Source organism: Aliihoeflea sp. 2WW (assembly GCF_000497755.1).
Classification (GTDB): domain Bacteria; phylum Pseudomonadota; class Alphaproteobacteria; order Rhizobiales; family Rhizobiaceae; genus Aliihoeflea.
The window spans coordinates 218,288-231,105 of record NZ_AYOD01000011.1 but is presented as its reverse complement, the minus strand read 5'-3'; the positions used below and the strand labels follow the sequence as shown (position 1 = coordinate 231,105).

10 protein-coding genes are annotated in these 12,818 nt (G+C 64.1%); 4 read left to right on the top strand and 6 right to left on the bottom strand.

Features of this window, described 5'->3' with window-relative positions; all coding sequences use genetic code 11:
• Window positions 1–60 precede the first annotated feature (60 nt).
• The 3 genes from ALII_RS0107805 (at window position 61) to ALII_RS0107795 (ending at window position 3,603) form a co-directional block, all read left to right on the top strand.
• Window positions 61–1,071, top strand: coding sequence for a cytochrome d ubiquinol oxidase subunit II (locus tag ALII_RS0107805; protein ID WP_024586763.1), 1,011 nt, complete (start codon window positions 61–63; stop codon window positions 1,069–1,071).
• Window positions 1,072–1,087: 16 nt separating this feature from the next.
• The gene (locus ALII_RS21595) at window positions 1,088–1,852 is read left to right on the top strand and encodes a CPBP family glutamic-type intramembrane protease (RefSeq protein WP_024586762.1); all 765 of its coding nucleotides are present in this window, start codon (window positions 1,088–1,090) and stop codon (window positions 1,850–1,852) included.
• A gap of 119 nt (window positions 1,853–1,971) precedes the next feature.
• Window positions 1,972–3,603 (top strand): BCCT family transporter, encoded by a 1,632-nt coding sequence (locus ALII_RS0107795; RefSeq protein WP_024586761.1) that lies wholly within the window; start codon window positions 1,972–1,974, stop codon window positions 3,601–3,603.
• Window positions 3,604–3,662: 59 nt separating this feature from the next.
• Here the strand turns inward: ALII_RS0107795 and proX are convergent, their stop codons facing one another.
• The 6 genes from proX to ALII_RS23280 all read right to left on the bottom strand — a co-directional run bounded on the left by proX (window position 3,663) and on the right by ALII_RS23280 (window position 10,653).
• Window positions 3,663–4,691, bottom strand: a complete 1,029-nt coding sequence (gene proX / locus ALII_RS0107790; protein WP_024586760.1) for a glycine betaine/L-proline ABC transporter substrate-binding protein ProX — start codon at window positions 4,689–4,691, stop codon at window positions 3,663–3,665.
• Window positions 4,692–4,767: 76 nt separating this feature from the next.
• Window positions 4,768–5,688, bottom strand: coding sequence for a proline/glycine betaine ABC transporter permease (locus ALII_RS0107785; RefSeq protein ID WP_024586759.1), 921 nt, complete (start codon window positions 5,686–5,688; stop codon window positions 4,768–4,770).
• 32 nt (window positions 5,689–5,720) lie between these two features.
• Window positions 5,721–6,917, bottom strand: a complete 1,197-nt coding sequence (locus ALII_RS0107780; RefSeq protein ID WP_201767712.1) for a glycine betaine/L-proline ABC transporter ATP-binding protein — start codon at window positions 6,915–6,917, stop codon at window positions 5,721–5,723.
• A 217-nt stretch (window positions 6,918–7,134) separates the two neighbouring features.
• A complete protein-coding gene (locus ALII_RS23290; protein WP_348265980.1) occupies window positions 7,135–8,313 on the bottom strand; it encodes a type IIL restriction-modification enzyme MmeI in 1,179 nt (392 codons plus the stop codon).
• Between the two features lie 252 nt (window positions 8,314–8,565).
• Window positions 8,566–8,748: a hypothetical protein gene (locus ALII_RS23285; RefSeq protein ID WP_348265979.1), complete on the bottom strand. Its 183-nt coding sequence runs from the start codon at window positions 8,746–8,748 to the stop codon at window positions 8,566–8,568.
• Between the two features lie 99 nt (window positions 8,749–8,847).
• Window positions 8,848–10,653 carry a type IIL restriction-modification enzyme MmeI gene (locus tag ALII_RS23280; RefSeq protein WP_348265978.1) on the bottom strand — a complete coding sequence of 602 codons (1,806 nt, stop codon included), beginning with the start codon at window positions 10,651–10,653 and terminating at the stop codon, window positions 8,848–8,850.
• Between the two features lie 210 nt (window positions 10,654–10,863).
• Between ALII_RS23280 and lepA the strand changes: the two genes are divergently transcribed.
• Window positions 10,864–12,672 (top strand): translation elongation factor 4, encoded by a 1,809-nt coding sequence (lepA, locus tag ALII_RS0107770; RefSeq protein WP_024586757.1) that lies wholly within the window; start codon window positions 10,864–10,866, stop codon window positions 12,670–12,672.
• Window positions 12,673–12,818 lie beyond the last annotated feature (146 nt).

Here is a 12,818-nt window from a genome sequence, read left to right as displayed (position 1 = left end):
GGCTGGAGATGGCCGGCAGGCCAGAGGGGGGTGAGCGCAGCGGCATCAAGGGGAATCGGCATGATTGACGCAATCGACTGGCACGTCGCCATGCCCCTGATCTTCGCCGGCCTGATGGGGCTGTCGATCCTGATCTATGTCGTGCTCGACGGGTTCGACCTCGGCATCGGCATCCTGTTCTCCGTCGCGACCGACGAGGAGCGCGACACGATGATCAATTCGATCGGCCCGTTCTGGGACGCGAACGAAACATGGCTGGTGCTTGCGGTGGGACTGCTGCTCGTTGCCTTCCCGGTCGCGCACGGCATCATCCTGACCTCGCTCTATCTGCCCGTCTTCGTGCTGCTGCTCGGCCTCATCATCCGCGGTGTCGCGTTCGATTTCCGCGCCAAGGTGCCGCTTCACCGCAAGCATCGCTGGAACTTCCTGTTTTTCGCCGGCTCGCTGACGGCCTCGCTGGCGCAGGGTTACATGCTCGGCGTCTACGTGCTGGGGCTGGAGCGCGGTGCGGCGACGTTCGGCTTCGGTGCGCTGGTGGCGCTGTGCCTCGCCGCCTCCTACGCCGCGATGGGCGCTGCCTGGCTGATCTACAAGACCGAGGGCGAGTTGCAGCGTAAGGCGGTGCGTTTCCTGCGGTCAGCCCTCGTCTTCACGGCGGTCGGCATGGTGGCGATCTCGCTGGCGACACCCTTCGCCAGCCCGCGCATCTTCGAGAAATGGTTCACCTGGCCCGAGATTTTCTACGTCGCCCCGTTGCCGGTCATCACCGGCGCCATGTTCCTCTGGCTCTGGTTCCTGACCTTCAAGCTGCCGCACAAGGATGATCGCCATTCGATCACGCCGTTCCTCGTGCTCGCCGGCATTTTCGCGCTCGGCTTTGCCGGTCTCGCCTACTCGTTCTATCCCTATGTGGTGCCGGACCAGATGACGATCTGGGAGGCGGCGTCGGCGCCGGAAAGCCTCGCCATCATCCTGGTGGGAACCTGTTTCGTGCTGCCCGTCATCATCGGCTATTCCTTCTATGCCTATCGGATCTTCGGTGGTAAGGCGACGGACCTGACCTACGACTGACAGGCCGCATCGACACATGAACGCGCAGGCTCCGGCCCCCAAAATCCGCCGCCTGCCGGCCGTCCTCGCGCTGTTCGCGGTCGGGCTTACCGGCATCGCCGCGCTCTATTTCGCGCTGCCGGCCGTCACCGACCTGCCGCGCTGGGCCTATGTCGTCAACCCGACGCTGATGCTCGCCGTCTTCGTCATCGCCGGCGTCTTCATAGCCCCGGTCTGCGGCTTTCGCTCACGCATCGCCGAACGCGCATCTGGCCATGCCGTCTCGCTTCTGCCGCCACGCGCGGCGCTCTTTGCCGTCATGGGCATTGCGGCCGGAATCGTCGTCGGCCTCGCCGACCACGCCACCCGCACGCTCTGGCAGGACCCGCACGGTCTGACCCCGGCGCTCACCGACAATTGGCGCATCGCAAGCCTCACCGTCGGCATCTTCTATGGCGGCGTGGTCGAGGAGATCACCGTTCGCTGGGGCGTCATGAGTCTCGCCGTCCTCCTCGTCTGGAAAGCGTTCGGCCGCAACGCCCCGCGCCCCTCCGCGAACCAGGTCTGGATCGGCATCGCCATCGCTGCGATTCTGTTCGCGCTCGGCCATCTGCCGGCCCTCGCCTCGAGCGGGGCCGACCTCACGCAGGCGCTCGTCTTTCGCACGCTTTTCTGGAACGCCACGCTCGGCATTCTCTTCGGCGCGCTCTTCGCCCGCTATGATCTCGAGGCCGCGATCATTGCGCATGCCGGCTTTCATGTCGGCCTTTTGCCGGCGTCCTTGCTCGCGTCTCTGCTTTAGCAAGCTCGGAACTATCGCGCTTTTGCCACATTCTGATTGGGGTGGCGCGCGAGCCCTGTTCTCGTGCGCCTGAGCGCAAAGCTTGAACGGGTCTTCGGGTCCGGGGGACAAGAAAAAGCATGGCAGAAAAAGTAGCGACCGGGAGGCTGGGGCCGTTTCCCCATGTTTCGATCCCGGTCTTTTCCATTTCCGCACTTCTCATCGTCGGCTTCATCATCTTAGGAGCCATCTTTCCTGAAACCGCCGGCGTCGTCTTTCTCGGCGCGCAGACGGGCATTGCCGATTATTTCGGTTGGTTTCTGATCGTCGTCACCAATCTGGCCGTCCTGCTCAGCCTCTATCTGGCGCTCGGCCCTTATGGTTCGATCCGCCTGGGAGCGCAGACTGAAACGGCCCAGTACGGGCTCTTTTCGTGGGTCGCGATGATGTTTTCGGCCGGCATCGGCATCGGCCTCATCTATTGGGGCGTCGCCGAGCCGCTGACCCATTTCTACGAGTCACCGCTCCAGGAGCCCGAAAGTATCGCCGCCGCCGAGCAGGCGATGGTGCTGACCTTCCTGCACTGGGGCTTTCACGGCTGGGCGATCTACTGCGTCGTCGGCTGCGCGCTGGCCTATTTCCACTACCGCAAGGGCCTGCCGCTCTCGATCCGCTCGGCGCTCTATCCGATCATCGGCGAACGGATTTACGGTCCGTGGGGACACGCGGTCGACATCCTGGCGGTCTTCGGCACCATGTTCGGCGTCGTCACGTCGCTCGGCCTCGGCGTCATGCAGATCAATTCCGGCTTGGGCACGCTTTTCGGCATCGCCGACAGCGTCTTCATCCAGATCGGCCTGATCGCCTTCATCACGCTCCTCGCGACGGTTTCGGTCGTGCTGGGCCTCGATGGCGGCATCAAGCGCCTGTCGAATTTCAACGTCCAGCTTTCCTTCGTGCTTCTCGCCTTCATGGTGATCGCGGGGCCGACGCTCTACATCTTCGACTCGTTCGTCGAAAACATGGGCAACTACATCAACGAGTTCGTCTATTTCTCCTTCTGGTCGGAAGCCTATTCGGGCACCAACTGGCAGGTCGACTGGACGATCTTCTACTGGGCGTGGTGGATTTCCTGGTCGCCCTTCGTCGGCATCTTCATCGCACGCATCTCGCGCGGCCGCACGGTGCGCGAATTCACGCTTGGCGTCCTCTTCGTTCCGGCGACGATCATGTTCTTCTGGTTCACCGCCTTCGGCGGCGTGGCGATCCAGATGGAGCTCGGCGGAAATCCGGGACTGATCGACGTCACCCGCGAGGCCTATGGCAACGCCATCTTCCGCCTCGTCGAATTCTATCCGCTGACCGAGATCGTCACCGGTCTGCTGATCGTGATGATCGTGATGTGGTTCGTCACCTCCTCCGACAGCGCCAGCTTCGTCATCGACATGCTGACGGCCGGCGGGGAGGCCGATCCGCCCAAGGTGCAGCGCATCTTCTGGGCGGTCAGCGAAGGCGCCATCGCGGCGGTGCTGTTGCTGGCCGGCGGGCTATCGGCGCTGCAGGCGGCGGCGGTCGTGGCGGGCTTTCCCTTCGCCTTCGTCATCCTGGTGATGATGTATGGGCTCGTGCGCGGCCTCTCGCGCGACCATCTCGTGCTCTACCGTTACGAGCAGTGGTACGCCACCGAGAAGGAGGCCGAGGCCAATCTGCCGAAGGCCTACGCCGGCGAGGACGCTCTTTCGGGTCCGCCCAAGATCGCCGCCGGCAACTGACGACGCAAAAAAGGCGGGCCGCAGGGCCCGCCTTTTTCCTTGGCGCGAAGTGCCGAGGCTTACGACGCGTTGCGCGCCGTCTCCAGCCAGCCATCGACCGTCTCGCGGTTCTCTTCGATCCATGCCGCGGCCTGCGCCTCGACATCGTCGTCGCCGTCATTCATGGCAGCGTTCTGCGCGAAGATGTCATCGAGCGGCACGCTGGCCTCGCCCAGCAGCGCGCGCACGGCCGGGTTCTCGTCCAGGAACGCCGTGTTGGCCACCGGCACGATGTCGTTGGCCGGGAAGCCAAGCGTGCATGGATCGGCGACGCAGCCCGCAACGCCTTCGCGCGTGGCGGCGTCGGCAAGGTCCGCCATGTCGTCCGGCAGGTTGACCTCCGGCACCTCGATCCACACGACGTCCTCGCCGGGCGACAGTTCGTTGACGGTCCAGTTCGGCGTCCAGGTGTAGAACAGGATCGGCTCGCCCGCCTCGTGCGCCGCGATCGCATCGGCCATCGAGGCCGAATAGCCGGCCTTGATCGTGTTCACATGGTCTCGCAGTTCATAGGCGTCCATGTGGTGCTCGATCATGATCTCGCAGCCCCAGCCGGGCGGGCAGGCGACCATGTCGGCCTTGCCGTCGCCGTCGCGGTCGAAGGCTTCCTTCACCTCGTCGCGCTTGAAGTCTTCCAGCGAGGTGATGCCGAACTCCTCGGCGGCCGCCTTGGAGACGAGATAGCCCTCGAGAGCGCCGCCCTCGGCCACCGCTCCGACGATCTCGGCCGAGCCCTCGAAGGTCGGCTGGTAGGTGTTGTGCAGCGGGAACCAGCCATTGACCCACAGGTCGATGTCGCCCTGCGCGACCGCCTGGTAGAAGGGCGGGTTGTCGAGCGTCGTGGGGCCTTCGACCGTATAGCCGAGTTCCTCGATGAGCTGCTTGTAGATCGCAGCCTCGAACCAGCCCGTATCCCAGGTCGCCTGCGCCATGCGCACCGTCGTGCCTTCGCCCGGCATGTCCTGCGCGGAAGCGGCAAGCGGGCTTGCGAAGATGGCGGCGGCCGAAACGGTGCCGACGAGAAGTCTTTTCAGGTTGGATGTCTTCATGGGTGAAGTCTCCTTTTGCATTTCAGGTATGCCTGCGAAGGCAGGACTTTGCGGACCGGTCCGGATCGACCGGCCGTCAGGCTTCCTTCGCCCGCGTCGCGCGGGCGGAGGAAAAGAGGTTGGCGAAGGTGGCGCGCAGCGACGTCTTCTTCATGCGCGCCGGCTCGCCGAGCGATTGCGTGATGCGGTCGAGGATGATCGCGAGCAGCACGATGCCGACGCCGCCGGCCGTTGCGCCCCCGACATCCAGCCGGCCAAGACCGGTGAAGACGGTGAGGCCGAGCCCGCCCGCGCCGATCAGCGCCGCGATGACGACCATCGAAAGCGCCAGCATCAGCGTCTGGTTGAGCCCTGCCATGATGGTGCGCAGCGCAAGCGGGAACTGAACGTCCCACAGCATCTGCCAGCGCGTCGAGCCGAAGGATTGTGCCGCCTCGACCAGATCCTCGCGCACGTTGCGGATGCCGAGATTCGTCAGCCGCACGATCGGCGGCAGCGCGAAGATGATGGTGGCGATGATGCCCGGCACCATGCCGACGCCGAACAGCATCACGATCGGCACCAGATAGACGAAGGACGGGATCGTCTGCATGATGTCGAGCACCGGGCGCAGCACTGCCTGGAAACGGTCGCTGCCGGCGGCGAGGATGCCGACCGGAATGCCGATCACCGTACAGAACAGAACCGACGTGATGACCATGGACAGCGTGGTCATCGTCTCGGGCCAAAGCCCGATCATGTCGATGAAGGCGAGCGCGATCAGCGTGAAGATGGCGACGCCCCGGCCCGCCGTGCGCCAGGCGATGAACGCGAGCACGGCGGTGAAGAGCAGCATCGGCACGGCGTTGAGAAAGCCGTCGAGGCCGTTCAGGACCTGCGTGATCGGCCATTGCAACGAGCGGAAGAACGGCCGGAAATTGGGCACGAGCCAGTCGCGCACGAGGCTGTTGACCCAGTCGGCCAGCGGAATGGTGAGGATGTCGGAAGGGCTGAACACAGCGCCTCCTTTCGAAAATGCAAGCGGATGGATTAAGCGGCGACCGGCGTGGCGAGCTTGGCGAAGACGTCCTGCGGGGCGACGACGCCCATCAGCTTGCCCTTGCGGTCGGTGACGGCGATCGGCAGCCCGCTTTCGGCGAGCGGGTAGAGCTCGAAGAGCTGCGTGGTGCGCCCGACTTTTGGAAAGTCGGTCACCAGCGCATCCTGGAGCGCGCCGCCATTCTCGCGCAGCGAGGCGGACAGGTCGCGATAGGCGACGATGCCGAGGATCGCGTCGCCTTCGGTGACGTGCAGCGCGTCGCGCCCCAGCGCTTCCATCCGCGCAATGGCCGTCTCGGCCGTGTCGGTGCGGATGTCGAGCGCCTCAGCCGGCGCGGCGACGCTGCCGGCGGTGAAGACGCGCGAGCGGTCGATGTCGGAGGTGAAGGCGGCGACATAGTCGTCCGCCGGCCGGTCGACGATTTCTTCCGCCGTGCCGACCTGCACGAAGCGGCCGTCCTTCATGATCGCAATACGATCACCGAGGATCAGTGCCTCGTTGAGATCATGCGTGATGAAGATGATGGTCTTCTTCAGGGAGCGCTGGAGCTCCAGCAGTTCTTCCTGCATGTCGCGGCGGATCAACGGGTCGAGCGCCGAAAACGGCTCGTCCATCAGAAGGATTTCAGCTTCGGACGCGAGCCCGCGGGCAAGCCCGACGCGCTGCTGCATCCCGCCCGAAAGCTCGTCGGGATAGCTGTCGGCATAGGCACCGAGGCTCACCTGCGCCAGCGCCTCCTCGGCCTTCCGGCGACGCTCGTCCGCACCGATGCCCTTGATCTTCAAACCATAGGAAACGTTGTCGGCGACCGTCATGTGCGGAAACAGCGCGAAATGCTGGAACACCATCGCGATCTTCGACCGGCGCACGTCGCGCAGCACCTTGGGCGCGCAATTGGCGACGTCCGTTCCGTCGATCAGCATCTGCCCCGATGTCGGCGCGATCAGCCCGTTGATCATCCGCACCAGCGTCGACTTGCCCGATCCCGAAAGCCCCATCACGACGAAAATCTGGCCTTCGCCGACCTCGAAGGAGGCGTCCTGCACTCCGATCGTGTTGCCCGTCGCCGCGAAAATCTCTTCCTTCGTCTGCCCGTCGCGCAGGAGGCCGAGCGCCTCGTCCGGCTTCTGGCCAAATACCTTGAAGATGGATCTGGCCTCTACCTTGATATTCGTTCGATCCTGCAAAACATCTCTTTCCACCGATCGCGATCGGCATTGGATCTGGTTAAGACAAAATGCGCCGCGCCCGCGATCTCGAAAAGATCACGGCTCAACGAAAACGTCTCTGCGGCTTGTTTGGCCGGAACCTAACCGCCGCCGAACGCCCTGACAACCCATGCGGCACGAAATATATCGCATTGATACTTTATCGCGCGCCGAAACCGCGTGTCTGCACCATGCCCTACGCCGCCCGTCGCGCCGCGAAGCGGCCATCGGCCAAGGCGGTCACGCGCCCATAGCGGGCTAGATTGATGAGGGCCTGCATCACGCGCGGCTCGATCTTCCTGCCGCCGCCCTTGAATGCGCGGGCGATCGTGGTCGCGTCCATAGGGCCTGCATGCGCCGCCAGCACCGCCTCGACGGCCAGTGGCTGTTCATGGCGGTCCTTCGGACAGGCGGGCTTGCCCGCATCGATGGCGACGACCGTCTCTCCGAGGTCCAGTTCACCTGTTTTGGTCTTGGCGCCTTTGGCGAACCGCGGAATCTGGTAGTCCGGCCGCAGCCAGCGCACATGGCCCTCCGCCTCCTCCCGCGCCCGCTCGGCATTGAGCGCCACCAGCCGCTCCAGGATTTGCTGGTCGGAAAGATCCACCGGCCAGCCATAAGCCTCGGCTGTCAGCCGGTCGATCGTCTCGTGCAGTTCCTTCAGGATCAGCACCAGCCCGCGCGCCTTCACGTCCTCGTCCTTGTCGGTGAGCGTTGATCCTCCCCCGTTCTTCACGGGGGAGGGGGACCGCGAAGCGGTGGAGGGGGCGTCAGCATTGAGCTTTTCAAGGACGTTGTAGAGCCCGGTCAGCGTCAAATCGGGATGGTCGGCGAGCACGCGCTTGCGCAACGCGTCGAGTTCCTCGCCGGCGGAGCGGAGTTGCTGGCGAACGGCGTCGGATGGATCGGGGAAGGGGAAGGGGTCGAAGCAGCGGGACTTTGAGTAGCGGGGATCGTTGCCGTACCCAAGCCAGCCACCCATGGCCGGTGCCCAACTCGTGTGAAAGCGGCTGGACAGGATCGCCAGCGTGGCAGCGTCGGCATCGGCAATCACGACGATCATGTTGTCGGCCAGCACGGAGGCATCGAGAAACTGGAAGACACGGTGCTTGGTGGTCTCGACCGTTCCGATGTAGCGAGGAATCCCCTCCAGTGCTGGACGCAGATCCTTCCGCGGTTCTCCAAAAACCCACCAACTATCCTTGTAGCTTTGTCGGGCATTCCACTCGCGACCGAGTTTCCGACCCTCTTTGTCTACACGGGGCTGGCCGTTAGCATCGAGGTCGTATCTAACGCGCTTTGAAAGATGTTGGTAGACAGCCGGAAATTTTTGACGCGCTTCCGCCGCCGATAATCCGAAAAGATCGATGACCATCACATCGCGTGAGCGCGCGGTGAGGTCACGGCCGTTGCGATATTCTCGGATATGGGTCTCAAGGCCCTCGATGCGCCCAAGACCCAGGTGCTGCGCTTCGGACCGGGTAACGATGAACCCAGCCCCATGTAGCTTCACGCCGGGCGATGACAGCCCTGCATTGGCCAGCAGTTCCGTTGCCTTCGTGACGTCTACCCCGATCGAAAGATCGGAATTGATGGCGCCGGAACGCCCGGCATACTCGATCCTGGGTTAGTCGCTGCCCAAGCCGTCCTCCCGCGTCGTCTCCAGCAGCAAGCCCTCGCGCTTGCCCGCCTCGCCCACGGTCATCGCGATCCGCACCGCGGCGCTGTCCTTTGTGGCCTTGGTCCACGGATGGTCGGGAATGGCATAGATCAGGCTGACCGGCTTCTTCGCCGTCAGATGCCGTTCCATCACCCGGCGCTGGAAAATCTGGCTGATCGAATTGGTCGTAACGAGCCCGAAGCGCTTGAGCGGCGTCTTCTTCGCGGTCAGCAGTTCGGCCGCCCGGTCTCACCAATACATGACGAAGTCGGCGCTTTCGTTCATGTGGGCGTGCACCTTCCACAAGGCCTCCGCATAATCCGACCCAAGCCGTGCCCGCAAATCCTTGCCGCCGATGAACGGGGGATTGCCGACGATGAACTCCGCCTCCGGCCAGTCGGGCCGTCGCGGGTGGGCAAAAATTCGATTGCGCGTCGGCGGCCTGCTCGCGCATTGATCCTGAATGCCCGGATCATCGGTAGCCAGAACGGCATCGTATCCGTCCTTGCGCCCGAAATTGATGTTCTCGAAGGCCTTGAGGATCGGCTCGCCCGGATGGCCGGTATGGGTCTTGTAGTGCTGTTGCAAATAGCCGATCCACACGACGAGTTCGGCAATGGCCGCCGCGCGTGGATTGAGCTCCAGCCCGAGAAATTGATGTGGGCTCACCGTCTCCGCCTCGAGCCCCAGCGTTTCGTTGGCGCCCAGATCGGCGAGCGTCTCCAGCACCTCGCCCTCGAGCTTCTTCATCAGCTCGAGGCCGACATAGAGAAAGTTGCCCGTTCCGCATGCCGGATCGAGCACGCGCGTCGTGCAAAGCTGATGGTGGTACGCGCGGACGAGCGCGATCGCGCGGCGGTCGTCGCCTTCCTCCTTCGCAGCTTCGGCCTTCGTCATTGCCCGACGCCAATCGTCGCGAAGAGGCTCCATCACCGTTACCGAGACGAGTTGTTCGACATAGGCGCGCGGGGTGTAGTGCGCGCCCAGCTTGCGTCTTTCTTGGGGGTCGAGCGCCTGTTCGAGGAGCGTCCCGAAAATCGCGGGATCGACCTTGGTCCATTCGTGCCGGGCCGCCGCGACGAGTTCGCCGATCTCCTCCCGCTCCAAGGGCAGCGCGCGTGCGTCGCGATAGAGATTCCCGTTGAAGTGGCGAAGATGAGTGCGAAAATACGAGAAGAATCGCATCTCCTCGCGCGGCTGATCCATTTTCGACCACAACTCCTCGAGCAGCGGCACCAAGGATCGGGGAGACTTGGCGCTGTCTTCCAGAAGCCGCGTGAACTCGCCCTTGGGCAGCAGGTCCACATCCTCGGCGAACATGCAGAAGATGCACCGCATGACGAAGATCGCGACGTCTTCCGGTGGATAGTGGCGCTCCAGCGAGCGTGTCACGGCCGCGAGCCGCTCGGCAATGTGCCGGGTGACCTGAAGCGATTGCCGCGTCGGATCGAGGCTGAGCGGATCGTTCCAGATGCGGGCGAACATCTGGCAGATTTCGGGCCGGCGCAAATCTTCGAGATAGACCCGAAACCCCTTGCGGCCGCCGAACTGATCGTAGGACCGGCCGTTGCCGCTGAAATCGGCGAAAATCTCGAACGCGTGGCCGACATCGCAGGTGATCAGAAAGGGCGGCGCCGGATGGTCGGCGTCGAGCAGGAAGACGTATTCCTCCGCCTGCTTGCGCGCGCTCGACATCATCGCATCCCAGTTGCGCCCCGATCCGCGCCGGCCGAGCCGCTCGGGCGCGATGTCGGGCAGGGCAAGCTGGTCCGGCAGGGCATTCTTGGCGCCGGGCAGCCGCGACTGCTTGGCTTCGAGGATGAAGCAGCCCTTCTTGTAGAGATCGATCCGCCGCGTCGACACGACCGGGTCGCTCGTCCGGCGCTTCACCCCGCGCTCGAACGCGTAATTGTTGAGCGTGTGTTCCGCGCAGGCCGGGTCGGGGCGGGACACGCCGATGGCGTCGCAGAACTCGGACAGGTACATCTGGTAGTTGGCGCGCTCGGCGCCGCCATCGCGGTCCGTCCAGCGTGAGATGAAAGTCTCGACCTCCAAGCGCCCCTCCCGAATGAGGGCGCACGAAATCACCGCGCAAAGGGATACCCCTTTTGCAACGCCGGTTTGCTGCCCGTCCCGTCGGGCGCTCAGTTAAAGTTGCATACCAGAAAAATGCAACCAAAAAGAGCACGGACACCGTCCCGAACGTCCCGCCTGCGTCATCCGCCGCGCTTGTGAACCCCCCGCCGCCCTGCTAAAGCGCGGCTCATGAAGACGCCCCTTTCCAAGATCCGCAATTTCTCCATCGTCGCCCATATCGACCACGGCAAGTCGACGCTTGCCGACCGGCTGATCCAGATGACCGGCTCGCTCGAGGTCCGGGAGATGAAGGAGCAGGTGCTCGACGCGATGGACATCGAGCGCGAGCGCGGCATCACCATCAAGGCCAACACCGTCCGGCTCGAATACGACGCCAAGGATGGCGAGCACTATGTGCTGAACCTCATCGACACGCCCGGCCATGTCGACTTCGCCTACGAGGTCTCGCGTTCGCTCCGCGCCTGCGAGGGCTCGCTGCTGGTGGTCGATGCCTCACAGGGCGTCGAGGCGCAGACGCTGGCGAACGTCTACCAGGCGATCGACGCCAACCACGAGATCGTGGTCGTCCTCAACAAGATCGACCTTCCCGCCGCCGAGCCCGAGCGCATCAAGGAGCAGGTCGAGGAAGTGATCGGCCTCGACGCGTCCGACGCCGTGATGATCTCGGCCAAGACCGGCATCGGCATCGAGGACGTGCTGGAGGCGATCGTCACCAAGCTGCCGCCGCCGAAGGAAGGCGACGAGACCGCGCCGCTGAAGGCCATGCTGGTCGATAGCTGGTACGACGCCTATCTCGGCGTCATCGTCCTGGTGCGCATCATCGATGGCCGGCTGAGGAAGGGCCAGCAGATCCGCATGATGGGCACGAACGCGCGCTACACGGTCGACCGCGTCGGCGTCATCACGCCCAAGATGGTGATGGTGGATGATCTGGGCCCCGGCGAGCTCGGCTTCATCACCGCCTCGATCAAGGAAGTGGCCGACACCCGCGTCGGCGACACCATCACCGACGACCGCAAGCCGACCGCCACCCCGCTGCCGGGCTTCAAGCCGGCGCAGCCGGTGGTCTTCTGCGGCCTCTTCCCCGTCGACGCCGCCGATTTCGAGGATCTGCGCGCCGCCATGGGCAAGCTGCGCCTGAACGACGCCAGCTTCTCATTTGAAATGGAAACCAGCGCCGCGCTCGGCTTCGGCTTCCGCTGCGGCTTCCTCGGCCTTTTGCATCTGGAAATCATCCAGGAGCGTCTGGAGCGCGAGTTCGACCTCGACCTGATCGCGACCGCGCCTTCGGTCGTCTACAAGCTCGCCATGAATGACGGCTCGGAGATCGAGCTCCACAACCCGGCCGACATGCCGGACGTGATGAAGATCGCCGGCATCGAGGAGCCGTGGATCAAGGCGACGATCCTGACCCCGGACGATTATCTCGGCGCGATCCTGAAGCTGTGCCAGGAGCGCCGCGGCGTCCAGGTCGATCTGTCCTATGTCGGCAAGCGCGCCATGGTCACCTACGATCTGCCGCTGAACGAGGTGGTGTTCGATTTCTACGACCGCCTGAAGTCGATCTCCAAGGGCTACGCCTCCTTCGACTACCAGTTGACCGACTACCGCGAGGGCGACCTCGTCAAGATGTCGATCCTCGTCAACGACGAACCCGTCGATGCCCTCTCCATGCTCGTCCACCGCTCGGCGGCCGAAAAGCGCGGCCGCGCCATGTGCGAAAAGCTGAAGGACCTGATCCCCAAGCACATGTTCAAGATCCCGATCCAGGCGGCGATCGGCGGCAAGGTGATCGCCCGCGAGACGATCTCGGCCCTGCGCAAGGACGTGACGGCCAAGTGCTACGGCGGCGACGTGACCCGCAAGCGCAAGCTTCTGGAAAAGCAGAAGGAAGGCAAGAAGCGCATGCGCCAGTTCGGCAAGGTGGAGATTCCGCAGGCCGCCTTCATCGAAGCCCTCAAAATGGGCGACGGCTAAAGCGCCTTTCCTCGCCCCCGCTTGCGGGGGAGAGGTGGCTCGGGCGCAGCCCGAGACGGAGAGGGGGGTTCCGCGAACCTCGCCCAAGCTCGATCTCCCGCCGTCGCGGGGGATGTCTGGCAGGACAGAGGGAAGCGCGCGCGCCA

Coding starts and splice junctions, on each gene's coding strand:
- ALII_RS0107795 (WP_024586761.1), top strand. CDS start 1,972: ATGGCAGAAAAAGTAGCGACCGGGAGGCTGGGGCCGTTTCCCCATGTT.
- ALII_RS0107805 (WP_024586763.1), top strand. CDS start 61: ATGATTGACGCAATCGACTGGCACGTCGCCATGCCCCTGATCTTCGCC.
- ALII_RS23290 (WP_348265980.1), bottom strand. CDS start 8,313: ATGGTCATCGATCTTTTCGGATTATCGGCGGCGGAAGCGCGTCAAAAA.
- proX (WP_024586760.1), bottom strand. CDS start 4,691: ATGAAGACATCCAACCTGAAAAGACTTCTCGTCGGCACCGTTTCGGCC.
- ALII_RS21595 (WP_024586762.1), top strand. CDS start 1,088: ATGAACGCGCAGGCTCCGGCCCCCAAAATCCGCCGCCTGCCGGCCGTC.
- ALII_RS23285 (WP_348265979.1), bottom strand. CDS start 8,748: ATGGAACGGCATCTGACGGCGAAGAAGCCGGTCAGCCTGATCTATGCC.
- lepA (WP_024586757.1), top strand. CDS start 10,864: ATGAAGACGCCCCTTTCCAAGATCCGCAATTTCTCCATCGTCGCCCAT.